Here is a 25,408-nt window from a genome sequence, read left to right on the forward strand (position 1 = left end):
GGCAAATGAAAGGATGGGTCGAGCGTCGTGCGTGCGGCTTCGCGCAGGATTGGCTCCTGCGCGCGGTTCCATGATCGAGGGTGTATGTGGCGTGACGGTTGCAGCGAGCGCGACGCCGGTTTCAAGCGTCGCAAACCATCTTAAAGCGGTTCGGCCGGATCGACAGCGGGGCGCGTCATTCCATCGCGGTGTGCTTGAGGTCGTAGTCCATCAGCACGGCGCGGTTGTCCTGCCACATGCCGATGTAATGAACCATGAAGCTGTCCGGCCGGCGGTAGACACACGGCGTATTCAGATCGATGAAGCTGTGAATCTGTGCCGTGTCGAAGCCGGACTGCGCCTCGAAGGCGCGAATGAAGAAGTGCTGGTCGCCCTGGCTTGCGTAGACGTGCGACTTGTCGTCCACCTGCGCGCACTCGTTCATGATGTGCGCCAGCGCGTCGTAGTTTTCCTGATTGCGCTGAAAGCCCATGATGCCGGAGTTGAAACTCCACGTGCCGACGTCGCGCGCAAGCACGGTGTTGCGCTCGTGCGTGAGCGGTTCGAGCCGCCGGTTCATGTCGTTGATGAGCACGTCGGCGTCGAGCCAGAACACCCATTGATGATGCGGCAGGTATTCGCGCAGCAAGGCGGCCTTGAACCAGTTGCCGGAGCTTTTGCCGTCGTTCAGTTGAGGCGGAATATCGCGATGCACGTACAGCGTATAGCCATGACGCTCGCAATAGCGCCTGAAGTTGGCCTCGGCGATGCGCCCGTAACGCGCGATGTTCGGCGTATACAGCATGACGAGCGCGATCGCGCGGCCCGGCTGCGAGACGCTATGCGTGGCTGTCTCGCGCACGCCGTTATCCGGGAAAGAGAGATACGGCAGCCCGCGCGCGGTGCATTCGTTGATGTGCTCGAACGCGGCGGCGCGAAAACGCCGGTGGTGCTTTTCGTCGCGAAAACTGGCGGCGAACGCATTCCAGGTCGCCCAGACGCTTTCGAGATTGGCCGCCACCGGCGCGACGACACAGACGTCGCCGATGCGAAAGTGAGCCGGGCTGGCGTCGAAGGCTTGCAGCAAGCCGGCTTCGTGCTCCGGCAATGCGCATCCGTAGCGGCACGTGCCGAGGAGATCCGCAATCTGCTGGCGCACGGACTCCGTGTTGCGGAAGAGGAGCACGTCCGTCTGCGCATGCTCCGATTCGGTGCGCACGACGAGCCAGTCCCGGCCCGCCATCAGGAGCGGCAATTCCACCGGCTGAAGAATGGCGGCGTTTTCGTTCAGCAGCAGCACGATTTCATGCGGCGCGGCTTCGTGCAAGTAATGCAGCAGCGTTTCGTATTTATAGACCCAGCGAACGCCCGGGTTGCTGCCGGACAGGTCCGACATATCGATCTCGACGTGGCGATACCCCTGCGCGCGGGCGTAGTGCCGATGATTGGCGAGCGCGCCGGGCGCGCGGTCGAACAGAAGGCTGATGACGATCATGAAAGCGAAAACGAGAAGAAGCGACGGTGCGTCGCACGATGCGCTCGCGGACGGGCCGCGCGAGCTAAACCGTCTAGCATCGCTGCCGCACGCCCCGGTTCGCATCGGAGCCGTCTGAAAACTGACGGAAAGACGCGATTTCTCAAGCGCTCATAAAATGTCCGAATGATCCGAAAAGCCCGTTCCGCCGATGACCCCCTGCGCGGCTTCCATCCCGCCGTCGCGGGCTGGTTCCGCTCGCGCTTTGCCGCGCCGACCGCGGCGCAGGCGCGCGCGTGGCCGCTCGTGCACGCGCGCCGCTCGACGCTCGTCGCCGCGCCGACGGGCTCGGGCAAGACGCTCACGGCCTTTCTCGCCGCCATCGACGAACTCGTGCGCGACGGCATCGCGCTCGGCGGCGCGCTGCCGGACGAAACGCGCGTGGTCTATGTGTCGCCGCTGAAGGCGTTGTCGAACGACATACACGTCAATCTGGAAGCGCCGCTCGCGGGCATCGCGCAGACCTTGCGCGAATCCGGCGTGGCCGCGCCCGAGATCCGCGCGGCCGTGCGCACCGGCGACACGACGCAGCAGGAACGCAACGCCGTGAAGAAGCGCCCGCCGCATATCCTCGTGACGACGCCGGAATCGCTTTACGTGCTGCTTTCGTCCGATTCGGGACGCGCGATGCTCTCGACCACGCGCACCGTGATCGTCGACGAGATTCATGCGGTCGCGGGCAGCAAGCGCGGCTCGCACCTGAGCCTGTCGCTCGCGCGCCTCGATGCGCTGTGCGAGGACGCGGGCGGAGCGCGCCCGGTGCGCGTCGGCCTCTCGGCGACGCAAAAGCCCATTGAACTGGTCGCGAAGTTCCTCGTCGGGGAGCGCAATGCGTGCGAAATCGTCGATGTCGGTCATGCCCGCGCGCGCGATCTCGCCCTCGATATCCCGCCGATGCCGCTCGAAGCGATCATGTCCAACGACATGTGGGAGCGCGTCTACGACCGTCTCGCGGATTTGTCGGCGCAGCACCGGACCACGCTCGTGTTCGTCAACACGCGGCGCATGGCCGAGCGCGCGGCGCGACATTTGACCGAGCGCCTCGGCAAAGAGGCGGTCGCGGCGCATCACGGCAGCCTCGCGCGCGAGCATCGGCTTGCGGCGGAGCAGCGCCTGAAGCGCGGCGAGCTGCGCGTGCTGATCGCCACGGCGTCGCTCGAACTGGGTATCGATATCGGCGACGTGGATCTCGTCTGCCAGATCGGCTCGCCCGGTTCGATCGGCGCGTTCCTGCAGCGCGTCGGGCGCTCTGGGCATCACGTCGGCGGCACGCCCAAGGGGCGGCTTTTTCCGACTTCGCGCGACGATCTGATCGAATGCGCCGCGCTGCTCGATTGCGTGCGGCGCGGCGAGCTCGACGCCCTCTCGATCCCGCACGCGCCGCTCGACGTGCTCGCGCAGCAGATCACCGCCGAAGTGGCGTGCCGCGAATGGAGCGAGGACGCGCTTTTCGAGCGCATCACGCAGGCGTATCCGTATGCGACGCTGGATCGCGCGCATTACGAGGCGGTGCTGCGCACGCTCGCGGAAGGCTACACCGGGCGGCAGGGCGTGCGCGCGGCCTACGTGCATCGCGACGCCGTGTCGCGCACCCTGCGAGGCCGGCGCGGCGGCAAGCTGACGGCGGTCACGTCGGGCGGCGCGATTCCCGACAACGCCGATTTCGCCGTGCTGCTCGAACCACAGGGCTTGCAGATCGGCACGGTGAACGAGGATTTCGCCGTCGAGAGTCTCGCGGGCGACATCTTCCAGCTCGGCAATACGTCGTACCGCATCGTGCGAGTGGAAGGCGGACGCGTGCGCGTGGAAAACGCGAACGGCCAGCCGCCGAACATTCCGTTCTGGCTCGGCGAAGCGCCCGGCCGCAGCGACGAGCTTTCGCACGCCATTGCGCGGCTGCGCGGCGAGATCGACGCGCGGCTCTCGCAAGGCAGTGCCGATGCCGCGATCGCATGGCTCGCGGAAGAAACCGGCATCGACGAAGAAGCTGCGCGGCAGATCGTCGATTATCTGGCGCGCTCGCGCGCCGCGCTCACCGTGCTGCCGACGCAGGACACGCTCGTCATGGAGCGCTTTTTCGATGAATCCGGCGGCACGCAACTCGTCATCCACGCGCCGTTCGGCAGCCGCGTGAATCGCGCGTGGGGCCTCGCGCTGCGCAAGCGCTTTTGCCGCACCTTCAACTTCGAGCTGCAGGCGGCGGCGACGGAAGACGCCATCGTGCTGTCGCTGACGGGCAGCCACAGCTTTGCGCTCGACGAGGTCTGGCGCTATCTGAAATCGGCGACGGCGGAGCATCTGCTGATTCAGGCGCTGCTCGACGCGCCGCTTTTTGGCGTGCGCTGGCGCTGGAACGCGACCAACGCGCTCGCGCTGCCGCGCTACACGGGCGGGCGCAAGGTCGCGCCGCAGTTGCAGCGCATGAAAAGCGAGGACCTGCTCGCGGCGGTGTTTCCGGATCAGGTCGCGTGCGCGGAGAACATCGCCGGCGAGCGCGATGTGCCGGCGCATCCGCTCGTTGAGCAGACGATCGACGACTGCCTGCACGACGCCATGGATAGCGAAGCGTGGCTCGCGCTTCTGCGACGCATCGAAACGGGCGCGGTGCGGCTCGTCACGCGCGAACTGCCCGCGCCGTCGCCGCTCGCGGCCGAGATTCTCTCGGCGCGGCCCTACGCGTTTCTCGACGACGCGCCGCTCGAAGAGCGCCGCACGCAGGCGGTGCTCGCGCGCCGCTGGACCGATGCGCAATCCGCGGACGATCTCGGCGCGCTCGATCCCGAAGCCATTGCGAGCGTGCGCGAGGAAGCGTGGCCGGACGTCACGAGCGCCGACGAAATGCACGAGGCGCTGACGACGCTCGCCTGCATCACCGAAGCCGAAGCGCAACGCAATCCGCAGTGGGAAGCATGGCTCGATGGGCTCGCGCGTTCGGGCCGCGCAACGCGCCTGCAGATCGCGGACCACGACGCGCTATGGACGCCCGTCGAACGGCTCGCGTGCGTGCGCGCGGTCTACGAACATGCGCCGATGCATCCGGCGCTGCGGCCGCCTCCCGGCTTCGACGACGCCTGGGCGCCCGACGATGCGCTCGTCGAGATCGTGCGCGCGCGGCTGTCGGGCGCGGGGCCGTCGACCGTGCCGGACATCGCGCGTCCGCTCGCGCTGCCCGCCTCGGCGATCGCGCTGGCGCTGACGCGGCTCGAAGCGCAGGGCTATGTCATGCGCGGCCGCTTCACGCCGGGCGCCGGGACCGAAGAGTGGTGCGAGCGGCATTTGCTCGCGCGGATTCATCGCTATACCGTGCGGCGGCTGCGGCGCGAGATCGAGCCGGTCGAGCGGCAGGATTTCATGCGCTTTCTGCTCGAATGGCAGCGCGTCGCGCCCGATGCCCACGGCGAGGGCCGCGATGCGCTCGGCGCGGTGCTCGAACAGCTCGAAGGTTTCGAGGCGCCGGCGGTTGCGTGGGAAGACGAAATCCTGCCGGCGCGCATCGCCGATTATTCCGGCATGTGGCTCGACGAGCTCTGCCGCGCCGGCAAGCTCGTCTGGACGCGTCCCGCGGGACGCGCGCGCGCGTCGGGCGGGCCGGTGCGCGGCACGCCCATCGTGCTGCTGCCGCGCCGTCATCTCGGCGCGTGGAACGCCTTGATGGCGCCCGACGAAGCGCCGCAGCTTTCATCGCGCGCCGATCGCGTGTTCGACGCGCTGAAAACCCACGGCGCGATGTTCTTCGACGAACTTCTCGCCGACGTGCGGCTGTTGCGCACCGAACTGGAAGACGCGCTCGGCGAACTGGTCGCGCTCGGCCTCGTCAACGCGGACAGCTTCGCGGGCTTGCGCGCGCTGCTCGCCCCAGCGGCGAAGCGCAACGCGTTTGCGCGCCGTCCGCGGCGCGGCGGCCTGTTCATCGGCGGAATGGACGATGCCGGCCGCTGGGCGCTTCTGCGCCGCGCGACACCCGGCGAAGCGCGCGACGACGGCGATATCGAGCACGTCGCGCTGACGCTGCTGCGGCGCTACGGTGTCGTGTTCTGGCGTCTGCTCGAACGCGAAGCCCAATGGCTGCCGCCGTGGCGCGATCTGCTGCGCGTGTATCACCGGCTCGAAGCGCGCGGCGAGATTCGCGGCGGGCGCTTCGTCGCGGGGCTCGCGGGCGAGCAGTTCGCGCTGCCCGACGCCGTTCCGCTTCTGCGCGACATGCGCAAGCGGCCGAAGGACGGCGCGCTCGTGGCGCTGTCGGCGGTCGATCCGCTCAATCTCGTCGGCACGCTTTTGCCGGGCGAGAAAGTGCCGGCGCTGGCGGGCAATCGTGTGCTGTATCTGGATGGCGTGCCGGTCGGCGCGGTCATCGCGGGCAAGACGCGCTATCTCGGGGAATTCGAAGGGGAAGGGCGCGAGCGCGTGCGGCTCGCGCTGGTGAAGCGCAGCGCGCGTTCGCTCGGCGGTGCAAGCGCGGGAGCGAGCGTGGCGCTGCGCAATTAGCGGCGCGTCAGGTCTTCTTGACGAGCTTCGTCGTGAATGGTCCGCTCTGCGCGGCCGGCACGTCCTTTACCGGCACGCCCGGATAATCGACGACACGGTTCACGTTCGACGCCAGCCGGATGCGAAACGACGGACGCAAGCCGTCGCGCGCGCCGCCGACGATCGTGTTCATCGCCTGTCTGTCGAGCTCGACGCTGTCGGCGAGATCCCTGATTTTGATGACTGGCATGAGTGTTCCTCCATGATGGGGAGTCGACGTCTCCGATGAGTATAGGCAAACTGCCGTAAGCGTTCATCGGTCGGAAAAACGCCAATGGCGGCGAAAGGCGCGAGCCTTCTGCCGCAAGGACGTTTGCAAAATCGATGCGAGAGCCATGCCAGATCGTCGCGCCGCCGCACGCACATGCGCCAACGCGTTGATTTGCCGAAGTTTTCACCAACGCCGTCCACGCCACGCGAAACAAAGCTCCGAAGAATCTGCCGCTCGTGCGCCGACACTTCCTCTCGATGTGTCGGTCTCCGAACGACATGTGCGCGACGCCGCGCATGATCGAAAACGCCATTTGCACAAGCGCCATGCGAAGGCTAGTATCGACAGAGCACCGGGGGTTTGTTACGACAAGTGGATTGTCGATCGATTGGAGCCGCGTCGCGTCCCACAGATGACAAGTTTTGCGCAAGCGATTCGACTATATCGGGGCGACGGCGGGTCGCGCGACGAGTTCTTTGCCGGCGTGGACGGGGCGTTGGCGACCGAGCAGACTCCGCCGCAGCGGCTCATGGAGATCCTCGACGCGGAGCACGCGGCGCGGCCGTTGCCGCCCGATATCTATGCGGCCATCCGGCGGCGCATCGAGCACACCGCGCGCACGCGTCCCGACGCCGATTCCGCGACCGGCCCCGCCGGCCGTGACGAAACGCGCCTGCAGACCACGCCCGGCTTCTCGCCGCCGCCATCGGGCGATGCGAGCAGCGGCACCGGCGGCACCTTCGGCCAGGCGACTCAGGTGATCGTGGACCGCGATCAGCAGATGAAAGGCGTCGGCGACACGCTCAACAGCCGCTTCGTGCTGGAGGAGTGTCTCGGCATCGGCGGCATGGGCACCGTGTACAAGGCGCTCGATCTGCGCAAGCTGGAGGCGTCGGACCGGCGGCCGTACGTCGCGATCAAGGTGCTCAATCTTCAGTTCCGCGGCAATCCGAAATCGCTGATCGCGTTGCAGCGCGAGGCGCGCAAGGCGCAGCAGCTCGCGCACCGGAACATCGTCACCGTGTACGACTTCGACCGCGACGGGCAGGTCGTTTATCTGACGATGGAATATCTCTCCGGCCAGCCGCTCTCGCGGTTGCTTCGGAACCCGAATTTCAAGGGCATGCCCTTCGCCGAGGTTTTTCCGATCTTCAAGGGCATGGCCAATGCGCTCGCGTATGCGCACGAGCGCGGCTTCGTTCACTGCGACTTCAAGCCCGCCAACGTGTTCTTGACGGACACGTCGGAAGTAAAGGTCATCGACTTCGGCATTTCGCGCGTGATTCAGCGTCCTGAAGAAGAATCCGAAGCCACCGTGTTCGATCCCGGCAGCCTCGGCGCGCTGACGCCCGCGTATGCGAGCCCGGAAATGCTGGAGCATCGCGAGCCCGATCCGCGCGACGATATCTACGCGCTCGCCTGTATCGCGTATGAACTGCTGACGGCGAAGCATCCGTTCGAGCGCGTGCCCGCGTTGCAGGCGAAGAGCGCGGGCATGAAGCCGCAACGCCCTGAAAATCTCGGCAGCAAGCAGTGGAAGGCGCTCAAGGCCGCGCTCGCGTTTGAACGCGAAGCGAGAACGCCGAGCGTCGCGCAGTTTCTCGATGAAATCAGCGAGGAGCACGCCGCGACGCCGGCGGGCCGCAAGGCGAAGAAAAGCGCCGCACCCAAGATCGCGATCGGCGCGGCAGTGGTCGTGGCGGCGGCGATCGCGGGCGCGGGCTACTACTTCTACGAAGAGTCCAAAGGCGGCGAGCAGACCGCGCACGAAGCGCCGCCACCCCCATCCGAAGGCAGCGCATCCGGCACGGTGACGCCGCATGCGCCCGGCGCCGTGCCGGCTTCCGCTGTGGTCGTCACGCCCGCCTTGCCCGCGACGCCCGTGCCCGAACTTACCGTGGCGGCCGTCACGCCCGTGCTGGCGAGCGTGCCGTGCTCGGCGCTGGTTGCGTCGGTGCACGATCAGACCGTGGACGTGCAAGGCTTCGTGTCGCAGAAATACGGCCTCGCGCGGCTCAAGGAAGCGCTCGGCCGCGTGCCCGGCGTGAAGACGACGAACTTCGGCGTGCAGCAGGTCGCCGACGACAAATGCGATCTGCTCAAGGTGTTCGGCCCGTACTGGACGACCAACCGGCAATCGGGCAGGCCGGCGTCGGTGCATACGCGTTCGCGCGTGACGCGCCTGACCGAGGGCGATCCGCTCATCGTCGAGTTGATGACGCCCGCGTTCGATTCCTACGTCAACGTTGATTACTACATGCTCGACGGCAGCGTCGTGCATCTCGTCCCCAATGCGCGCTCGCGCGACAATCAGGCGCCGCCGAACTACACGGCGACCATCGGGACGATGGGCGACTGGGTCGTCGGCAAGCCGTTCGGCTCGGAGATGATCGTGCTGACCGTTGCGCCCGCGCCGCTCTTCGATGCGCCGCGCCCCGACAGCGAAGCCAAAACCGAATACCTGCGCGCCGTCGAGAAACGGCTGTCCGCGCTCGCGGGCAAGTACGGACAGGATCGCGTGGCCGTCGATATCTTCCAGATCACGACGCAGGCGAAGAAGTAAGTCCGGCTCAGGGCTTGGCAGCGGAGGCCAGTACGCACGGCATCGGCACGAGCAGCTCGCCGTGCTGCGAATACGCCATCACGCGCGTCTTCACTTCCTGTTCGATCGATGCGAGCGCGCTCTTCGATTGCGCGCGCAGCAGCGCCGCCATGCGTACTCCGCCATGCATCAGGCCGTCGAACGGCGTTTCCGGCAGCACGAGATGCCAGGTCTGCTCGACCTCGTCGGCGCGCGCCGCGGCAAAGCCCGCCCCGGTGAGCACGCGCACGCACTCCTCGGGATCGCTGAAGCGGAAGAAGGGCGGCGACGGCGGCAGACCGACATCGAGCTTGCCGTGAAGCTGGATCGCATCGAGCACCATGCCGAAGCCGACGGCGCGCTCGGGCGGCGTCCATGCGGTGAACGCGACGCGCCCGCCCCGTCGCAGCACGCGCGCGGCTTCTTCCAGCGCGCGTTCGGGTTCCGGGAAATGCAGCACGCCGAAGCTGATGCCGACCGCATCGAAACTTTCGGCATCGAAGGGCAGATGCTCGGCGCCCGCAATCTGGAATTCGACCTCGGGATGAAGCTGGCGCGCATGCGCGATCATCGATGCGGAGAAGTCGACCGCCGCCGCGGTCGCGCCACGCTCGATCGCCGCGGCGGCCAGATTGCCGGGCCCGGCGGCGACATCGAGCATGCGCGTGCCGGGACCGACCTGAAGCGCATCGAGCAGCGCCGGATGCGACTGAACAGTAAGCCTTCCGAAATAATCCTCGTACGACTGGACGACATGCTCCCAGCCGTCCTTCTCGAACGCCGCGAAATCGTCGAATTGCATGACGCACCTCCGCCCGCCGCTCGCGCGGCCTGGGTCGTTGCCGGAGGCCGGGCCCCGCGAGCGCCGCGAGGCTAGGTCTTGGGCTTCTCGATAGAAGCTTTCAGCTCGTTCAGCGCGTCTTCCATGCGCTTGCTGACGAGCGCATAGGCTTCCGCCTGAGTCTGCTGGGTGGTGCGCGCGATGTCCTGCATATCGGCGAGAGCGTTGTGCAGCGCGCGTTGCACGACTTCGTTGGCGTTGAAGGGAGGCTGGGTCGACGTGGTGGCGAATTGTTTTGCGATGGATTCCAGATCGCCCAGGGTCCGGCGCAGGATTTCGAGCTGTTTGTCGCGCAGCGCTTCCATGCCGCCGAACGCGACGCGGTTGGTCGCCGCGAGCGCCTCGACGTCCTTGCGCCGCGACTCCATGATCGCGGTGACGTCGAACCCCGGAAGCTGGTACTGCTGGAACATGGCGGCGAACTGGCTGAACGGATCGCTGAAGTTTTGATTCATCGTGCCTCCCCAGGTTCTTTCGGTCGAATGCGAGCCACGCTTGCGGGCAAAAGGCGAGCCTGACCCGGCCGGTATGGGCCGCGCGCGAAACCATGCCAACGCGCGCGCGGCCGGCACCTGATACTACCAATATAAGCCGTGGATTTGGGGCAAGGGAAAACACCAGAACGACCGGTCTGGATTTGATGCAGGTCAAATCGCGGCGCACGGCCGGAGCGACCATTGAAGCATGGCGGCGGCGCACGCGAGCACGCCGCCCGACCGTCGGGAGAACATCATGATCAGGGGTGAAGGGCGCATCGTCGCGGCTCTGGGCGCCGTGTTCCTCACGTTGGGCGGCATCCATGCGGCTTTGCGCGGCTTGCTGTTCGACGAGACGGCCGTGACCTACTACGGCGTGCTCGCGATTCTCATCGGGGCTGCGTCGTTCGTCGTGATGCTTACACCGCTGCCGAGCGACGAGCCCTGACGATTCCTGTACGCACGGGTCAGCTGTCCTCCTCGCCAGCGAAGACGCCGTGTTCCGCCTTGATCTGCTCCCGGTCGATGCACTGCACGTGCCAGCGGCCGGTGGTCTTCACGCCCGCGCCGTCCGCATACCAGAGCACGCGTCCCGCGAGACCTTCGCGGGGGCCGTTGGGCGCGTCGAAATCGAGACGTTCGAGCACGCAGATGGGATCTTCGACGTGCTGTCCGCAGATCATCGTTCCGTTCGAGCCGGAGCGCAGTCCGCCCCAGTCAGGCACCTCCACCGCCTGGTGTCCCTCGCGCGACCAGCGGCGTGTTTCCTTGTCGAGCCACAGGATGGCGAACGCAGCGGATTGAGCGCCTTCGAAGCCATCCAGCTTGACCGTGATACGCATGTCATCCTCCATGAAGAATTCGATGGACCCGAGACGCTCAGCACGTTTGCGCCGGCCATGAGCGTCGTCGATTGAATGGCGGCTTGCACCGCGCGTATTGTTAGGGCGTTACGGCGGCCGTGACGGGCCGCGATGTCTGGTTCGAACTGCCTGCGGAAGATAAGTTTAATCGTGCCGCATGTAATGGGTTCCATCGCCGGGGTGTTCGTCATGCATGCCGACGTTCGGATCAGACAAGCAAGACGGATGCCGAATTACGTTTGTGGCGTAGGTTCGCTTCGTGCCTGCTTGTATGAAGTTTAGTACCACATTCTGACGGCTTGGCGACAAGTATCGGAGGCATTTCGACGCACGGATCGCTGATTCGCACCGGATGAACGCAGTGCATCATCGGGTTCGAAGCCCGCTCGCGCAACGTGCATCGGTGCACCACGACGGCTTTTCGTGCCCCACGGCATTGCACCGCAAGAAATCGAATTTTCTTTGCATCGAAACAGGGGAAGCATCCATGCGAGCAATGGTCTTCGAGGGCGGCGCGCCGCGCCTGCATCCGCGCGATCTGCCGGACCCGTCGCCGCGTGCGGGCGAATTGCTCATCGATGTCCACGCGTGCGGCGTGTGCCGCACCGATCTGCATGTCGTCGATGGGGAACTCGCTCACCCGAAGCGGCCCGTTATTCCCGGGCATGAAATCGTCGGGACGGTCGCGCGGCTCGGCGCGGGCGTGAGCGGGTTTTCGCCCGGCGAGCGCGTGGGCGTGCCGTGGCTCGGGTCCACCTGCGGACATTGCCGCTATTGCGCGTCGGGCCGCGAAAATCTTTGCGATACGCCGGGTTTCACCGGCTATACGATCGACGGCGGCTACGCGGAGCGCGTCGTTGCGGATGCGCGATATTGTCTGCACCTGCCGGAGCGTTATTCGGACGTGGAAGCGGCGCCGCTGCTGTGCGCGGGACTCATCGGCTATCGCACGCTTGCGATGGCGGGCGACGCGCAACGTATCGGCATCTACGGTTTTGGCGCTGCAGCGCATATCGTGGCGCAGGTTGCGCGGCATCAGGGGCGTGCGGTCTATGCGTTCACGCGTCCGGGCGATTTCGCCGCGCAGAAGCTTGCGCTCGATCTGAACGCGTATTGGGCGGGTGGCAGCGACGAGGCCCCGCCCGAGGAGCTCGACGCCGCGCTCATCTTTGCGCCAGCCGGTGCGCTCGTGCCCACGGCGCTCAAGGCGGTGGCGAAAGGCGGGGCCGTGGTGTGTGGCGGCATCCACATGAGTGAAATTCCTTCGTTTTCTTATGATCTGCTGTGGGGGGAGCGGCGTGTGGTGTCGGTCGCGAATCTCACGCGTGAGGATGGGCGGGCGTTTATGCGCATCGCGGGGGAGGTTCATCTCGATTTGCATACGACGTGCTATGCGCTCGATGATGCTAATGCTGCGCTTGATGATCTTCGCGAGGGCAGGGTGACGGGGGCGGCGGTTCTGGGCGTTTCGTTGAGAACTTGAGTTCGTGTCGGTCTATTAGCACTGCCCCTCCCCGGGGCGGGGGTAACTTTCTTTGCTGCTGCAAAGAAAGTCACCAAAGAAAGCAGCTCTCCCCATCCAAAGTGCTTCATGCCGGCCGCGGCACAGGCGATTGGCTGAATGGCCCGGCAGTAGCGAGTGCCCTCATCGCCGGGCCGGGCTTGGATCGCGCACGGTCCGTCTCATCGCAGCGCATGACTTGTTGGCTCAGCCCTCGCTAGCTCCGGCCCCGCTGCGCGGCCGCAGGGTCGTTCGGGACTTCAGTGGTGGGCGAGCATCGCGCGGTCGACTATGCGTACCTGACGCCCGTTCAGGCCGATTGCGCCTTCGCGTTGCAGCTTCGAGAGCATGCGGCTCACGGTTTCCAGTTCGAGTCCGAGATAGCTGCCGATATCCGCACGCGTCATCGGGAGGAGCAGTTCGGATGCCGCGCCCGCTTCGAGCCGCTCCGAAAAATCCAGCAGGAAGGCGGCGACGCGCTCGCGCGCGGGCATCGTGCCAAGCATCAAAGCGAGACGCGACGCGCGCACGATTTCCGCACTCATAATCGCGAGCAGTTCGTGCTGCATTGCAGCGTATTCGCGGCACAGCGGTTCCAGAATGCCCACCGGCATGATGCGCACGACGCTCGTTTCGAGCGCGACGGCGTCGCTTTCATGACGGCTCGTGCACACGCCGTCGAGGCCGAGCGTTTCATTGGCGAAGTGAAAGCCGGTGACTTGCGTGTGCGGGGCGCTATCGTCGTCGGTGCTGGGATAGGTCGCCACGGTCTTGAAGCAGCCGCTTTGCACGGTGTACAGGCTTCGCAGCGGTTCGCCCGCGCAATACAGCGCGTCGCCGCGCTCGACGGTGCGCGTCGGAAATGGAATGGCGTCGGCGTCCGAGAGACGGACGTTCAAGGTCGGCGCGCTTTCCCGCACCCCGCGCCTGAGCGAAGCGCCTGAGTCGATTGACGGTTCCATGAGGTTTCCTCCTACAGACCAGTATGGTTCACGGATGGAGGAAAGGAAAATCCGTCTCGCTAGCGCGCGGCGTCGCCCGAAAGCGGCAGCACAATGCACGATTGCGCGCCGCCGCCTTCGCGCGCGCGCAGTTCGAGCGTGCCGCCGTGCAGCCGCGCAATGCGCTCGACGATCGCAAGGCCGAGGCCCGTGCCCTTCGGCTGGCCTTCGCCGCCGCCGCGCTTGAACGGCTGCTTGAGCGCTTCCGGGTCTTGGCCGCCGAGCCCCTTGCCGCGATCCGCGATCACGACGCATGCGGTGTTCGCCTGCCTGTCGGTCCACGTGCGCACCTCCAGTCCGACGACGCCGTACAGCACCGCGTTCTGCATCAGATTCATGAGCATGCGCATCATGCTGATCGGACGAAACGGAAACGGCCCGATCTCGCCGAGATCGAGGGCGAATTCGTGTCCGAGTCCGGCGAAATCGGCCGCGAGGTTGGCGATCAGCGCGTTGAGATCGCCGACGACGGGCGTCTCCTTCGCGCCGCTGCCCGCGTAATCCATGAACTGCTGAAGAATCGTGTCGATGGTGTCCAGATAGCCTTCCGCCGATGCCGCGAACGCCGCGTCCGTCGACGGGACGGAGGACATCGCCATCGCGAGGCGCAGCTTGGTCATCGGCGTGCGGATGTCGTGCGAGACGCCCGCGAGCATCAGCGCGCGCGTGGCTTCGGCTTCCTTCAGCGCGGCCGTCATGCGATTGAACGCGCCGCTGACCTGCGCGATTTCGGTCGGGCCGTCGGTCGGGAGGACGCCCGGTTCGCCGCCCGCCGAGACGAGCCGCGCGGCGTCGGCAAGATCCGCGAGCGGGCGGTTCAGGTGGCGCTGGATCAGATAAGCCGTCGCGAACGCGAGCGCGCCCAGTCCGAGCGACAGCAGAAGCGCGGTGGCGAGGCCGTCGTCGTGCGCGGCTTCGGGCACCGGCAGCGCGAGCCAGCGCGGTTCGCCCGACAGATGCGCGCGTATCCACAGACGCTGCTGGCCATCGTCGGAGGTGTCGCTGCCTTGCCAGCGCACCAGCATGTCCGCGGGCAGATGACGCCGCAGACTCTCGACGAAAGTTCGCCGCCAATATGACTGATAGAAGCGCAGCCGCGATTCCGGCGGCGTCGCGCTCGCGCCAGCGGGCAGATCGGCGCGCAAATCGAGCTGCGGGGAGACGGTTTTCACCGTGCCGGGCGGCGTGGTTTTGAGCAGCGTGTCGAGCGTAACGATATAGCTCGCGAACGCGCCCGCCGCCCGCTCGATGCGCGGCGTCTGAATGAAGTGCAGCAGTGCCGAGATCGCGCAAATCTGGCTCACCGCGACCAGCGCGACGAGCAGCAGCACGTTGCGCGCGAAAAGAGAGCGCGGCACGACGCTCACGATTCGACTTCGGCGAGCAGCATGTAGCCCACGCCCCACACGGTCTTGATGAAGCGCGGCTTGCCCGGATCTTCCTCGACGATCTGCCGCAGCCGCAGCACCTGCACGTCGATGCTCCGGTCGAGCGCGTCGTGGTCGCGGCCGCGCGTGCGGGCGATGAGGTTGTCGCGGCTCACCGCGCGGTTCGGCGACGAGCCGAGCGCGCCCAGCAATTGCATCTGCGCCGAATGAATCTCGAACGGCTCGTCCTTCCGATACAGCTTCTGCTTGCTCAGATCGAGACGGAAATCGCCGAAGCGGATGATCTGCTGCGTATGCGTCGGGTCGCCCGCGGCGATCTTCTGGCGGCGCAGCAACGCGCGCACGCGTGCGACGAGTTCCTGCGGCAGAAAGGGCTTGGCGAGGTAATCGTCCGCGCCGGTTTCGAGGCCGACGACCTTGTCGACGGGGTCGCCTTTGGCGGTGAGCATCAGAATCGGCAGCGTCTGGCCTTCGGCGCGCAGACGCTTGCAGACCGAGAGGCCGTCTTCCGGCTCCATCATCCAGTCGAGCACCAGCAGATCGAAAGGTTCGCGCTGAAGGTAGCGGTCGAGCCGCTTGCCGTTCTCGACCACGCGCACCTCGAAACCCTGCGAACTCAGAAAACGCTGCAGCATGTTGCGCAGTTCGGCCTCGTCGTCGAGCACGATGATTTTCGGCAGGGTGTCCATGGGGTCTCCGGATCAGCGTTGCGCGGCGTGCTCGCGCATGAAGGCTTCGATCTGCGGCAGGGTGACGTAGCCGTTCTTTTGCGTGTCGATTTCGTCGAAGTGCTTCGCCACCATTGGCATGCCCGTCGATGCCTGTTCGCGGGTGAGCTTGCCGTCGTGCGTCGTGTTGGCGCTCGAGAAGCGGGTTTGCAACTGGCCGAGCGCGTGTTCGACGCGCGGGCTCGCGCCCATCGGCTGCGTGGCGGTTTGCGCGAACGCGGCGCCTGGGGCGACACACCCCGCGCATAGGGCAAGGATGACGAGGATCTTTCGCATGGCGCTCTCCCTGATTCGATTCGAATGATCGTGAAACGGTGATGCCATTCTATTGAGCCGCGTGGCGAACGCAATCTCGGGGATGCGATGAATCGTGTCGCCGCATTTCATCGAGATTCTGCCGACATCGCCTGAAATAAGTTAGGTCTCACGCTGCCCGTGGCGCTTCGCTATCGTTGTCATCGCCGGCCCATGAGCGATTCGCGCTCCGCCGAAATGACCACCTTGCGAGGCATGAGGACATCACCATGAATATTCGTTTGCTCAGCGTTTCCGCCGTTGCCGCCATCAGCCTGACCTGCGCGAAGACCGCGTCGGCTGGAACGAGCGTGCAGGTTTCTTATGTCGCGCCCGCGATCGTCTATGCGCCGCCGCGCCCCGTGTATTACTACGCGCCGCCGCCCAGGCCGACGTACTACTACATGCCCGCGCGCACCGTGGTGGTCGAACCGGTCGTCGCGCCCGTGGCTGTTGCTGTGCCCCCGCCGCCGCCGAGGCCGCCGGTGGTGGCCGTATCCGCCTATGCCCCCGCGCCGGCGGTCCGCGTGATGTATGCGCAGCCGGTGCTCGCGGCGCCCGTCGTCGTGGTGCGCTGAACGACGCCGCTCGCGCGTGGCAAGAGCATAGTGCATCGGGCGCTTTGAATGCGTCATGCAATACGCAAGATGCGAGGCGCAAGATGCAATACGCAAGATGCAAAGCGCGGTGACCTTGGGCGCTGCCTTCTATACTGGATGAACCGCATCGGCCGACGCGCCGATGCGCCGGCGAGCCCGGCGCGGCGCGCCGTTTCATGGCGTTCCAACAGGAGGATCGAGCCATGCTATTCATCGTCAACTGGACGGCGCAACCCAATGTCGAAAGACAGGCGGCCGAGCGATTCCTGCAAACGCGCGGCGCGCCGCCGGACGGCATCCATCTGCTGGGACGCTGGCACGCGATCGGCTCCATCTGGGGCATCGCCGTGTGCGAATGCGACGACCTGGATCCGCTCGCGCGCTGGGCGCACGAATGGGCCGATCTCTTCATGTTCGACATCAAGCCGGCGATCACCGACGAGCAGGTCGGCCGAATGCTCGCCGATTACGCCGAACGGCAATAGCCGGGCAGGGGCGCGATTCATCGTACGAACACGCGGCATCGGCTTAGGGTTTGCGTGGCTTGCAGCGCGGAGCACGATGCTTCAACATTACAAACGTACTAGTTAGTTCAAATTTGAGTGCTGTCCGCGGTCCCCGCCGTGTCCGAAGGATGGCGCCGTCAAGGAGCGAAGTGTGACCCAATCCCCAACGAAAGAACCCTGCGTCATATCGGTTGCCATTACCGGCTCGGTGCCGCGCAAGAAGGACAATCCCGCCGTGCCGATCACGATTGCGGAGCAGATCGAGAGCACGCACGAGGCGTATGAAGCGGGCGCGACGCTCGTCCATCTGCACGTGCGCGACGAAGACGAGCGTTCGAGCTCTGACCGTCATCGCTTTGCGGAATTGCAGGAAGGCATTCGCAAGCATTGTCCGGACATCATCATCCAGTTTTCGACGGGCGGGCGCGGGCGTTCCTTCGAGCAGCGCGGCGCGATGCTGGATCTGAAGCCCGACATGGCATCGCTTGCCACGGGTTCGGTCAATTTTCCGACGATCGTCTACGAGAATCCGCCCGACTTCGTGCGCTCGCTCGCGCAGACGATGCTCGATCACAACGTGAAACCCGAGATCGAGATCTTCGATCTGGCGATGCTCTATAGCACCGTCGATCTCGTGAATCAGGGCTTGCTCAAGTCGCCGGTGCATGTTCAGTTCGTGCTCGGCGTGAAGAATGCGTTGCCCGCGCGGCTCGAGATTCTCGAGTTCGAGGTCGAGCAGTTGAAGAAGAATCTGCCCGATGCGACGTGGACGGCCGCGGGCATCGGTCGCCATCAACTCGAAGTGAATCACTGGACGTTGCAGTTGGGCGGACATTGCCGCACGGGGCTCGAGGACAACGTGCGCTGGGACAAGGACACGCTCGCGAAGAGCAACGCGCAACTGGTGAGCCGCGTGGCGTCGCTGTGCGCGGAGTACGGGCGGCCGGTGGCGAAGGCGAAGGAAGCGAGGAAGTTATTGTCGCTTTGAGGTACAGGGTGTTGAACGAGGCGCGCTGGAGGGGGACCGCAGCGCGCTTTTTTTGTTTGTGGCTATGCGGATGATTGGGCCGCTCACGTATGCCGCTCTGTTCTTTCGGAATCGATGATAGTACTGCTAATCGGTGTGGAGAAACATGCTAGGTTTCTTCAACATCGGCTTCGAGGGGATTACACCGTCCAGTATGACAATCCCGCGCACACCAGCGTCACTTTCGGCGTGCCCGCAAAGTCCGTTACGCTCAAGAACGCATCCATACGCACCGCCGAATCCCGCAGCCGAAAATCTGCCTTACAATTCATGTCCACCCTGACAAGCACGTCACGCGCGACATGACCGAGCGTAAGTTATCCGGGCTCGCCGACCGGATCTACAACGACATCCTCAACAGCATCGTGGAAGGCGAATTCAAGGAGGGCGACCGGCTGCTCACCGAACATGCGCTCGCCGAACGCTTCGCGACTTCGCGTCCCACGGTGCGCGAGGCGCTCGCACGGTTGCGCGCGGACGGCATCATCGTGACGCGGCGAGGCTCGGGCACCATCGTCGGACGCCGTCCCGATCCGGACGTGCGCCGTTTCGCGCCGCTCGAAACATTGTCCGACATTCGCCGTTGCTACGAATTTCGCGTGGTGACGGAGTCCGGCGCGGCGGAACTCGCCGCCATCAAGGCCGACGACGACGATATCCGCGCGATCCAGCACGCCTGGGACCAGCTCGAACGCGTGGTCGAAACACAGCAGGGCATTGGCGCGAAAGACGACTTCGCGTTTCATCTCGCGGTGGCGCGCGCATCCAAGAACCCGTTCTTCATTACCGTGCTGTCGTTCATCGAGGAACACGTCGAGTTCAGCATGAATCTGTCGCGCAATCTGTCGTTCGTGAAGATGCTCGAACGGCAAAAGCTCGTTCAGCGCGAGCATTTCGAGGTGCTGGAGGCCATCCGCGCGCGAGACCCCGCGCGGGCTGGAAAAGCCATGAAAACGCATCTCGAAAACGCGGTCGATCGCATGTTCGGCAGCTAAGCGCCTGCGCTGCGGTTGTCACACAACCTGTGTGACTGCGCGCTCCATCCCGCTTTTTATGGCGAAGTTGTTTGACAACTTTGCGGTGCTTGTTGCTGCGGTTGCGGGCGCGAATGTGGCCCAACCGATATCGGAAACGGAAAGCGGCGACTGCGCGGGTCGTCGGCGAGCGCCTCAGCAAGCGTCACGTACGCAAAAACCACTCATCCCGTCAACGTTCGGGGAAACCTCCAGGAAACCCAGGTTAAAAGCAGGTTAAAACGGGAGGTAACACATTGTCGGGGTATATCCCGAGGCGTCGAGCAAAGCGCTATCGGCAGAGGAAAAAGCGCGTGTTTGCTTTCGGTAACAGCGTCGACAGGCCGCGATTTGCTTGACATCCTATAACCTCGTTAGCTATTTTTCAGCATCCAGCCGCAACGAGGACGCACGCGCACAGACTCGACACATCAAAACCAAGCATAAACAGGCCGGCGATCCCGACGATCAGCCCGGACCTTTTCCCGACCACGGTTGCGAGAGAAGTGAGGAGACAAAATGGCTTTCAAGGCAGGACTGACGGTGAAACTGGCGGCGGTGTGCGTCGCCGTGAGCGCGGCATTCGGCATGAGCGCGGCGCGCGCGGCCGATCCGGTGTCGATCAACATCGTCGATGTCGCAGGCAATCTGCAACTGACGCAAAAGGGCTTCGAAGCGTTCAAGGCGAAGCATCCCGATCTCGTTTCGAGCATCACCTTCACGAACGCGCCCGCGCCGCAACTGCCGGGCAAGATCAAGGCGATGCAGGCGGCGGGGCGCTCGGACATCGACCTCGTCGTGACCGGCACCGATGCGCTCGCGGCCGGCATCCAGCAAGGTCTGTGGGAAAAGCTGCTGCCCGAAAACGCCAAGGCCTTCGCCGGCGTGCTCGACAAGTACGCCCCCGGCCCGCGCAAGATGCAGGATATCGCGCAAGGCTACGGCCTCGAAGTCACCTACATGCCCGCCGGGCCGCTGCTCGAATACAACCCGGCCAAAGTCACCGATGTGCCGAAAACGCCCGATCAACTGCTCGCGTGGTGCAAGGCGCATCCGAACAAGCTGATCTACGCGCGCCCGGCGAACTCCGGCCCCGGCCGCACGTTCCTGATGGGCCTGCCGTACGTGCTCGGCGACAAGGACCCGATGGACCCGATCAACGGCTGGGACAAGACCTGGGCCTTCCTCAAGCAACTGAATGACTGCATCCCGTATTACCCGGGCGGCACCTCGGCCGTGATGAAGGAACTCGGCGAAGGCACGCGCGACATGACCGTCACCGTGACGGGCTGGGACATCAATCCGCGCGCGCTCGGCATCGTGCCCGCCGAATTCAAGGTGGCCGCGTTCGACAACATGACCTGGGTCAACGACGCGCACTACATGGTGATCCCGAAGGGCGTGCCGAAGGAAAAGCTCGACGTGCTCTACAAGCTGATGAACTTCATGCTCGAACCGGCACAGCAGGCCTTGACGTATGACGACGGCTATTTCTATCCGGGCCCGGCGGTGAAGGACGTGCCGCTGTCGATGGCGCCGGCGAAGAGCCAGGAAGTCATTCAGAAGTTCGGCCGGCCCGAGTACGCGAAGCTGCTCGCGGACCGTCCGCACGTCCTGCCGCTCAACGCGCAGGCGATGGTCGCCGCGTTCCAGAAATGGGACCGCGAAATCGGCGCGGCGAAGACGAAGTAAGCCGGCGTATCGCTGCCATGAGACGGCGACGTTCCTCGCGAGGAGCGTCGCCGCTTGTACAAAAAAGCGCAGGAAATTGTCATGAAGCACACTTTTGAGCAGTTGCGCCTCGACTCGGTCTCGCGCAGCTTCACCAACGCGGAAGGGCAGCAGCTCGCGGCGTTGAAGGGCCTCGATCTCAACATTCAGCGCGGCGAGTTCATCGCGCTGCTGGGGCCGTCGGGCTGCGGCAAGTCGACCGCGCTGAACTGCATCGCCGGATTGCAGCCGCTCACGGGCGGCGGCATCTGGCTCGACGACAAGCGTATCGACGTGCTGCCGCCCGAAAAGCGCGGCTTCGGCATGGTCTTTCAGAATTACGCGCTGTTTCCGCATATGTCCGTGCTGGATAACGTCGGCTTCGGATTGAAGATGCGCGGCATGCCGAAGGCGGAAGCGACGAAACGCGCGAAGGCCGCCTTGCAGTTGGTGCAATTGATCGGGCACGACGCCAAGCTGCCGGGGCAATTGTCGGGCGGCCAGCAACAGCGCGTGGCGATCGCGCGCGCAATCGTCATCGAGCCGCCGCTCGTCTTGATGGACGAGCCGCTTTCGAATCTCGACACCAAGCTGCGCATCGAGATGCGCGCGGAGATTCGCCGCATCCACGGCAAGCTGGAGCGCGCGACGATCTACGTTACGCACGACCAGGACGAGGCGCTGTCGATGGCCGACCGCATCGTCGTGATGAAGGAAGGCGTCGTGCAACAGGTTGCCGCGCCGAAAGAAGTGTATTCGCGGCCGAAAAACCTGCATGTCGCGCGCTTCATGGGCTTTCGCAATGTCGTGCCGGCGACGCTCGAAGGCACGCAGGGCGAGTGCGTCGCGGTCAATGCGAACGGCGTGAAGCTGCTCGGCACGCCGATGGAAGGTTTCGACAGCAAGAGCGTTTCTGTCGCGCTGCGTCCGGAAGACATGGAACGCGCCGCGCCCGGCTCGGAGAACGCGTTCGATGCGCACGTCGAAGTCGTCGAATATGGCGGGCGCGATTCGCTCATCATCGTGAATACCGCGTTCGGCAAGCTGTGGGCGCGCATCGCGGGCGAATGCAGCGAAGGCGAGCGCATTGCGTTGCGCGTCGCGCCGTCCAAAACGCTCGTCTACGGAGAAGACAAATGATCGCGCTCCCTGCAGAGCGCGATCCGAAGGGCTGGCTCGTCGCGCCTGCGCTCATTTTCATTCTCGCGCTCTTCATCTATCCGTTCGCCTACGGGCTGATGCTGTCGTTCAGCCCGATGAACGGCGGCGGCGTCTGGGCCAACTACGTCACGTTCTTCACCGACTCGTCGATGTGGCCGACGATCATCGTCACGTTGAAGCTCGCCGTGCCCGCGACGATCATCAACGTTGGCGTGTCGGTGCCGGTCGCGTTTGCGTTGCGGCGCACGTCGCCGTGGCAGAAATTCGTGACGACGCTGCTCGTCGTGCCGGTGACGCTCGGCACCGTGCTCATCGCGGACGGCATGCTGACGTATTTCAGTCCCAACGGCTGGTTTCCGCAGGCCTTGCAGGCGCTGCATCTGTACGGCGATGAAGTGCGCCTCACGCACAACTACTGGGGCGTGCTGATTTCGCTGATCGTGTCGGGCTTTCCGTTCGCGTTCTTGCTGACGCTGTCGTACGTGACCGGCATCGATCCGACGCTCGCGCGCGCCGCCGCGACGCTCGGCGCGAGCCCGTGGCAGCAGTTCCGTCAGATTTATCTGCCGCTGCTGTTGCCGGGCCTCACGATGACCGCGTGCCTGTCGTTCGTGCAGGCGTTTTCGGTGTTTCCATCGGCGGTGCTGCTCGGCGCACCGGCCGGCCCGACGCGCGTGATTTCGATCGCCGCATCGGAAGCCGCGTTCGAAAGCTACGACTACGCGCTGGCATCGACCATCGCGATCGTGATGGGTTTCGTGCAACTGCTGGTGGTGGGCGGCATGCTCGGCGCGCGCCGCTTCTTCTACACGGGTCCGGTGACGGGAGGCAAGGGATAATGACGACGGATAACCGCGCCGCGTCCGGCTGGCAAGCCGCCGCGCCGACCTCTGGCAAGGGCAGACAGATGAAACAGCAAGCGAGCCTGCGCGACAAATTATGGAAGGTCTTCGTCTGGACGACGATGGGCTTCTTCCTCGTCAACGTGCTGCTATTGATCGCGACCGTGGCCGTGAACTCGGTGGCGACGCGCTGGTTCGGCACGCTCCTGCCGCAGGGCTTCACGCTGCACTGGTACGCGCAGGCATGGAGTGACTTCCAGCTTTCGAGCGTGCTGCTCGTCACGCTCGAAGTGGTGGGCGCGGTGGTGCTGCTGTCCATCGTGCTCGGCGTGCCGGCGGCGTATGCGCTCGCCCGCGTGCAGATCCCCGGCAAGCGCTTCGCGATGCTCGTGTTCCTGCTGCCGCTCATGGTGCCGCCCGTGACCTACGGCATTCCGATGGCGACGGTCATGTACAAGTTCCATCTCGCGGGCACGCTGACCGGCGTGATTCTCGCGAACCTGGTGCCTGCGCTACCGTTCGTCATTCTCGTGATGACGCCCTTCATCGAGCAGATCGATCCGAATCTGGAATCGGCCGCGCGGATTTTCGGGGCGAACACGTTCCGCTACTTCCGCTACGTGCTGCTGCCGCTGCTCGTGCCGGGCATGCTGGCGGCGGGGCTGCTCGTGCTGGTGCGCACCATCGGCATGTTCGAACTGACGTTCTTCACCGCGGGGCCGACGACGCAGACGCTCGTCGTCGCGCTGTACTACGCGGTGTTCTCGACAGGCGTGCGCGCGCCGCAGTCCATCGACGCGATGGCGATGATCTACATGGCCATCACGATGGTCTGGGTGCTGATCGCGCTGCAGTTCGTGAGCCCGACGCAGCTCGTGTCGCGCGTGAAGGAACAGAAGCAGTGATGTCCGCCCGCGCCGCCGTGCGCGGGCTCCATTCATACCGAAGCCGAGTCGTGACGAAATTTCGTGAAGTCGTAACGTTGCAGGCCGAGCCGCGCGTCTCAATCTCGAGCGGGGCGCATGTCGTCGAAGTCGCGCCGGCGGCGGGCGGGCGCATGACGCGCTTCGCCACGCACGGCGAGCGGGGCCTCGTGGATTGGCTCGCGCCCGTGACCGTCGACAGTTGGCCGTGCGACGCGTGGCCGAAAGGCGGGAGTTATCCGCTCGTGCCGTTTTCCAACCGCGTGCGCGACGCGCGCTTTCCCGCGCCGGACGGTTCGGTCGTCGAACTCGCGACGTTTCCCGGCATGGCGCACGCGCTGCATGGCTTCGGCCAGTTCGCGGCGTGGCGCGTCGAGTTGCAGGAGGCGGATTGCGTCGTGTTGCGCTACGTGCACGGCGAGGGCGAGCACGGCTGGCCGTGGGCGTTCGAAGCCGTGCAACTGATCGAGGCGAACGCACGCGGCGCGCGCCTGTCGATGCGCATCGTGAACCGTTCATCGAGTCCGATGCCGGCCGGGCTGGGTTTTCATCCGTACTTCGGCGCAACCGAAGCCGAGCTTCACACGACGACGCACTGGCGTCACGAAGCGGAAATCGCGATCGAGCCGACCGACGAACGTCCCGCGCATCGCCATGGGCGGGAAGCGGAAGGCTACACGCGTTATCTGAGCGGCTGGGACGGCCGCGCGATGCTGCGCTACGCCGACGGCCGCACGCTCGAACTCGTCGCTGGCGACGCGCTGAGCCATGTCGTCGTGCATTGTCCGGCGGGCGCGGGTTATTTATGCGTCGAGCCGGTCTCGCATGTGAGCGACGGCTTCAATCTCGCGGCGCGTGGACTGCCGGGGACGGGCATCGCCGTCATCGAGCCAGGTAGTGAAATACAGGCGTCGCTCTCGATGGCAGCCGGCGCGATCCCGGCCCGACACGCCGGCGCCGCCGCCTGACGCGCGCTTCGACACAAGCGCGCTCGCGAACCGCGGGACAGCGCGACGCATGCGCCGGCACGATTCCCCCGACGATGCAGATATCCGTGTTCATGGCGCACCTCCAGTGACATTCAGCGCGTGAGCGGCATCGAAAAAAACGATTCGACGAGATCGACGATGCGCCACGTCGCGCAGGGCCGGCGGCAATGGGCGTCGAAGCCGGCTTCCTTGAGCGTCTGCACGGGATCGGCGGGCCAGACGTTGCTCATCGCGACGAAGAGCCGCCCGGTCACATCCGCATCCATGCGCAGCGTGCGGGAAAAGACGTAGCCGGATTCGTTGTCGAAACTCGTGTCGAGCAGGAGCGCGTGCGGCTGCCAGCTTTGCACCAGCGCGCGCACCGATTTCAGATCTTGCGAATGGATGACCTGCAAGCCTTTGAGCCGAAGTTGCACGGCGAGCGAATCGCCGATCGACTTGTCCTTGTGGGCGATCAGCACGCGGCGCGATGCATCGCCGGTGCGGGCCCGCTTGATACGCCACAACGCGAATTCACTTTCGTTGTCGGCCAGACGGCTTGACATCTCATCCTCCATTCTCGTATTGGGTAACGTGGTCGATTCGATGCAGCCAGTTTCGACCGGACGTGCTTATCGGAAAACCCGGCACGGGGAGGGGGCGCGGAGGATTTTGGGAGACTGCCGAATGTATCCCTGCGAAAGAGGGGTGGAAGTACGGCCGTGCGCGCGTAATATC

Annotated in this window: 23 protein-coding genes; 13 read left to right on the forward strand and 10 right to left on the reverse strand. The window is 65.1% G+C overall.

Translation table 11 applies throughout. The features are described 5' to 3' along the window. Window positions 1-175 precede the first annotated feature (175 nt). Window positions 176-1,474: a glycosyltransferase family protein gene (locus tag AWB70_RS19540; protein WP_063786703.1), complete on the reverse strand. Its 1,299-nt coding sequence runs from the start codon at window positions 1,472-1,474 to the stop codon at window positions 176-178. A 165-nt stretch (window positions 1,475-1,639) separates the two neighbouring features. Here AWB70_RS19540 and AWB70_RS19545 point away from each other — a divergent pair, with 165 nt between their 5' ends. Continuing rightward, on the forward strand, window positions 1,640-5,998 hold the full coding sequence (locus tag AWB70_RS19545; RefSeq protein ID WP_053569480.1) for a DEAD/DEAH box helicase: 4,359 nt from the start codon (window positions 1,640-1,642) through the stop codon (window positions 5,996-5,998). Between the two features lie 7 nt (window positions 5,999-6,005). Here the strand turns inward: AWB70_RS19545 and AWB70_RS19550 are convergent, their stop codons facing one another. Continuing rightward, a complete protein-coding gene (locus AWB70_RS19550) occupies window positions 6,006-6,227 on the reverse strand; it encodes a hypothetical protein (RefSeq protein ID WP_014250928.1) in 222 nt (73 codons plus the stop codon). A 433-nt stretch (window positions 6,228-6,660) separates the two neighbouring features. Between AWB70_RS19550 and AWB70_RS19555 the strand changes: the two genes are divergently transcribed. Further along, window positions 6,661-8,811 (forward strand): serine/threonine protein kinase, encoded by a 2,151-nt coding sequence (locus AWB70_RS19555; RefSeq protein WP_053569479.1) that lies wholly within the window; start codon window positions 6,661-6,663, stop codon window positions 8,809-8,811. Window positions 8,812-8,818: 7 nt separating this feature from the next. On the opposite strand, the gene AWB70_RS19560 is transcribed toward AWB70_RS19555, so the two are convergent. Together AWB70_RS19560 and AWB70_RS19565 are read right to left on the reverse strand one after the other, a co-directional pair. Then, complete coding sequence (locus tag AWB70_RS19560; RefSeq protein ID WP_053569478.1) at window positions 8,819-9,631, reverse strand: class I SAM-dependent methyltransferase; 813 nt, start codon at window positions 9,629-9,631, stop codon at window positions 8,819-8,821. Window positions 9,632-9,702: 71 nt separating this feature from the next. After that, a complete protein-coding gene (locus tag AWB70_RS19565) occupies window positions 9,703-10,242 on the reverse strand; it encodes a phasin family protein (protein ID WP_232355443.1) in 540 nt (179 codons plus the stop codon). Window positions 10,243-10,402: 160 nt separating this feature from the next. Here AWB70_RS19565 and AWB70_RS19570 point away from each other — a divergent pair, with 160 nt between their 5' ends. Further along, complete coding sequence (locus AWB70_RS19570) at window positions 10,403-10,594, forward strand: DUF2964 family protein (RefSeq protein WP_014250924.1); 192 nt, start codon at window positions 10,403-10,405, stop codon at window positions 10,592-10,594. Between the two features lie 19 nt (window positions 10,595-10,613). Here the strand turns inward: AWB70_RS19570 and AWB70_RS19575 are convergent, their stop codons facing one another. Continuing rightward, window positions 10,614-10,988, reverse strand: coding sequence for a DUF3564 family protein (locus AWB70_RS19575; RefSeq protein ID WP_041732201.1), 375 nt, complete (start codon window positions 10,986-10,988; stop codon window positions 10,614-10,616). Window positions 10,989-11,496: 508 nt separating this feature from the next. Here AWB70_RS19575 and AWB70_RS19580 point away from each other — a divergent pair. Beyond that, complete coding sequence (locus tag AWB70_RS19580) at window positions 11,497-12,492, forward strand: zinc-dependent alcohol dehydrogenase family protein (protein ID WP_053569477.1); 996 nt, start codon at window positions 11,497-11,499, stop codon at window positions 12,490-12,492. Between the two features lie 278 nt (window positions 12,493-12,770). On the opposite strand, the gene AWB70_RS19585 is transcribed toward AWB70_RS19580, so the two are convergent. From AWB70_RS19585 to AWB70_RS19600, 4 genes are read right to left on the reverse strand one after another with little or no spacing between them, the layout of a single operon-like run. Next, window positions 12,771-13,472: a helix-turn-helix domain-containing protein gene (locus AWB70_RS19585; RefSeq protein ID WP_041731710.1), complete on the reverse strand. Its 702-nt coding sequence runs from the start codon at window positions 13,470-13,472 to the stop codon at window positions 12,771-12,773. Window positions 13,473-13,531: 59 nt separating this feature from the next. Next, the gene (locus tag AWB70_RS19590) at window positions 13,532-14,878 is read right to left on the reverse strand and encodes an ATP-binding protein (protein ID WP_053569476.1); all 1,347 of its coding nucleotides are present in this window, start codon (window positions 14,876-14,878) and stop codon (window positions 13,532-13,534) included. Then, on the reverse strand, window positions 14,875-15,588 hold the full coding sequence (locus AWB70_RS19595; RefSeq protein ID WP_014250919.1) for a response regulator: 714 nt from the start codon (window positions 15,586-15,588) through the stop codon (window positions 14,875-14,877). Before AWB70_RS19595 ends, AWB70_RS19590 begins: the two co-directional genes overlap by 4 nt. Window positions 15,589-15,600: 12 nt before the next feature. Next, a complete protein-coding gene (locus tag AWB70_RS19600; RefSeq protein WP_045455698.1) occupies window positions 15,601-15,903 on the reverse strand; it encodes an EF-hand domain-containing protein in 303 nt (100 codons plus the stop codon). Between the two features lie 248 nt (window positions 15,904-16,151). Between AWB70_RS19600 and AWB70_RS19605 the strand changes: the two genes are divergently transcribed. The 9 genes from AWB70_RS19605 to AWB70_RS19645 all read left to right on the forward strand — a co-directional run bounded on the left by AWB70_RS19605 (window position 16,152) and on the right by AWB70_RS19645 (window position 24,670). Beyond that, a complete protein-coding gene (locus tag AWB70_RS19605; protein ID WP_045454087.1) occupies window positions 16,152-16,499 on the forward strand; it encodes a hypothetical protein in 348 nt (115 codons plus the stop codon). Window positions 16,500-16,723: 224 nt separating this feature from the next. Continuing rightward, complete coding sequence (locus AWB70_RS19610) at window positions 16,724-17,005, forward strand: DUF3303 domain-containing protein (RefSeq protein WP_014250916.1); 282 nt, start codon at window positions 16,724-16,726, stop codon at window positions 17,003-17,005. Between the two features lie 172 nt (window positions 17,006-17,177). Then, window positions 17,178-18,014 (forward strand): 3-oxoadipate:acetyl-CoA acetyltransferase, encoded by an 837-nt coding sequence (locus tag AWB70_RS19615; RefSeq protein WP_053569475.1) that lies wholly within the window; start codon window positions 17,178-17,180, stop codon window positions 18,012-18,014. A gap of 341 nt (window positions 18,015-18,355) precedes the next feature. After that, on the forward strand, window positions 18,356-19,048 hold the full coding sequence (locus AWB70_RS19620; RefSeq protein WP_053569474.1) for a FadR/GntR family transcriptional regulator: 693 nt from the start codon (window positions 18,356-18,358) through the stop codon (window positions 19,046-19,048). A gap of 606 nt (window positions 19,049-19,654) precedes the next feature. After that, the gene (locus tag AWB70_RS19625) at window positions 19,655-20,758 is read left to right on the forward strand and encodes an ABC transporter substrate-binding protein (protein WP_374730245.1); all 1,104 of its coding nucleotides are present in this window, start codon (window positions 19,655-19,657) and stop codon (window positions 20,756-20,758) included. A gap of 81 nt (window positions 20,759-20,839) precedes the next feature. Continuing rightward, window positions 20,840-21,916, forward strand: a complete 1,077-nt coding sequence (locus AWB70_RS19630; protein WP_053569472.1) for an ABC transporter ATP-binding protein — start codon at window positions 20,840-20,842, stop codon at window positions 21,914-21,916. Then, a complete protein-coding gene (locus tag AWB70_RS19635) occupies window positions 21,913-22,776 on the forward strand; it encodes an ABC transporter permease (RefSeq protein ID WP_045454076.1) in 864 nt (287 codons plus the stop codon). The genes AWB70_RS19630 and AWB70_RS19635 overlap by 4 nt, the downstream gene beginning before the upstream one ends. Then, a complete protein-coding gene (locus tag AWB70_RS19640) occupies window positions 22,776-23,684 on the forward strand; it encodes an ABC transporter permease (RefSeq protein ID WP_053569471.1) in 909 nt (302 codons plus the stop codon). Before AWB70_RS19635 ends, AWB70_RS19640 begins: the two co-directional genes overlap by 1 nt. Before the next feature lie 50 nt (window positions 23,685-23,734). Further along, on the forward strand, window positions 23,735-24,670 hold the full coding sequence (locus AWB70_RS19645; protein ID WP_053569849.1) for an aldose epimerase family protein: 936 nt from the start codon (window positions 23,735-23,737) through the stop codon (window positions 24,668-24,670). 113 nt (window positions 24,671-24,783) lie between these two features. On the opposite strand, the gene AWB70_RS19650 is transcribed toward AWB70_RS19645, so the two are convergent. Beyond that, window positions 24,784-25,236, reverse strand: a complete 453-nt coding sequence (locus AWB70_RS19650; RefSeq protein WP_014250908.1) for a response regulator — start codon at window positions 25,234-25,236, stop codon at window positions 24,784-24,786. Window positions 25,237-25,408: the final 172 nt, after the last annotated feature.

This window comes from Caballeronia cordobensis (assembly GCF_001544575.2).
Lineage (GTDB): Bacteria > Pseudomonadota > Gammaproteobacteria > Burkholderiales > Burkholderiaceae > Caballeronia > Caballeronia cordobensis.

Coding starts and splice junctions, on each gene's coding strand:
- AWB70_RS19540 (WP_063786703.1), bottom strand. CDS start 1,474: ATGATCGTCATCAGCCTTCTGTTCGACCGCGCGCCCGGCGCGCTCGCC.
- AWB70_RS19545 (WP_053569480.1), top strand. CDS start 1,640: ATGATCCGAAAAGCCCGTTCCGCCGATGACCCCCTGCGCGGCTTCCAT.
- AWB70_RS19550 (WP_014250928.1), bottom strand. CDS start 6,227: ATGCCAGTCATCAAAATCAGGGATCTCGCCGACAGCGTCGAGCTCGAC.
- AWB70_RS19555 (WP_053569479.1), top strand. CDS start 6,661: ATGACAAGTTTTGCGCAAGCGATTCGACTATATCGGGGCGACGGCGGG.
- AWB70_RS19560 (WP_053569478.1), bottom strand. CDS start 9,631: ATGCAATTCGACGATTTCGCGGCGTTCGAGAAGGACGGCTGGGAGCAT.
- AWB70_RS19570 (WP_014250924.1), top strand. CDS start 10,403: ATGATCAGGGGTGAAGGGCGCATCGTCGCGGCTCTGGGCGCCGTGTTC.
- AWB70_RS19575 (WP_041732201.1), bottom strand. CDS start 10,988: ATGCGTATCACGGTCAAGCTGGATGGCTTCGAAGGCGCTCAATCCGCT.
- AWB70_RS19580 (WP_053569477.1), top strand. CDS start 11,497: ATGCGAGCAATGGTCTTCGAGGGCGGCGCGCCGCGCCTGCATCCGCGC.
- AWB70_RS19585 (WP_041731710.1), bottom strand. CDS start 13,472: ATGGAACCGTCAATCGACTCAGGCGCTTCGCTCAGGCGCGGGGTGCGG.
- AWB70_RS19595 (WP_014250919.1), bottom strand. CDS start 15,588: ATGGACACCCTGCCGAAAATCATCGTGCTCGACGACGAGGCCGAACTG.
- AWB70_RS19600 (WP_045455698.1), bottom strand. CDS start 15,903: ATGCGAAAGATCCTCGTCATCCTTGCCCTATGCGCGGGGTGTGTCGCC.
- AWB70_RS19605 (WP_045454087.1), top strand. CDS start 16,152: ATGAATATTCGTTTGCTCAGCGTTTCCGCCGTTGCCGCCATCAGCCTG.
- AWB70_RS19610 (WP_014250916.1), top strand. CDS start 16,724: ATGCTATTCATCGTCAACTGGACGGCGCAACCCAATGTCGAAAGACAG.
- AWB70_RS19620 (WP_053569474.1), top strand. CDS start 18,356: ATGACCGAGCGTAAGTTATCCGGGCTCGCCGACCGGATCTACAACGAC.
- AWB70_RS19625 (WP_374730245.1), top strand. CDS start 19,655: ATGAGCGCGGCGCGCGCGGCCGATCCGGTGTCGATCAACATCGTCGAT.
- AWB70_RS19630 (WP_053569472.1), top strand. CDS start 20,840: ATGAAGCACACTTTTGAGCAGTTGCGCCTCGACTCGGTCTCGCGCAGC.
- AWB70_RS19635 (WP_045454076.1), top strand. CDS start 21,913: ATGATCGCGCTCCCTGCAGAGCGCGATCCGAAGGGCTGGCTCGTCGCG.
- AWB70_RS19640 (WP_053569471.1), top strand. CDS start 22,776: ATGACGACGGATAACCGCGCCGCGTCCGGCTGGCAAGCCGCCGCGCCG.
- AWB70_RS19650 (WP_014250908.1), bottom strand. CDS start 25,236: ATGTCAAGCCGTCTGGCCGACAACGAAAGTGAATTCGCGTTGTGGCGT.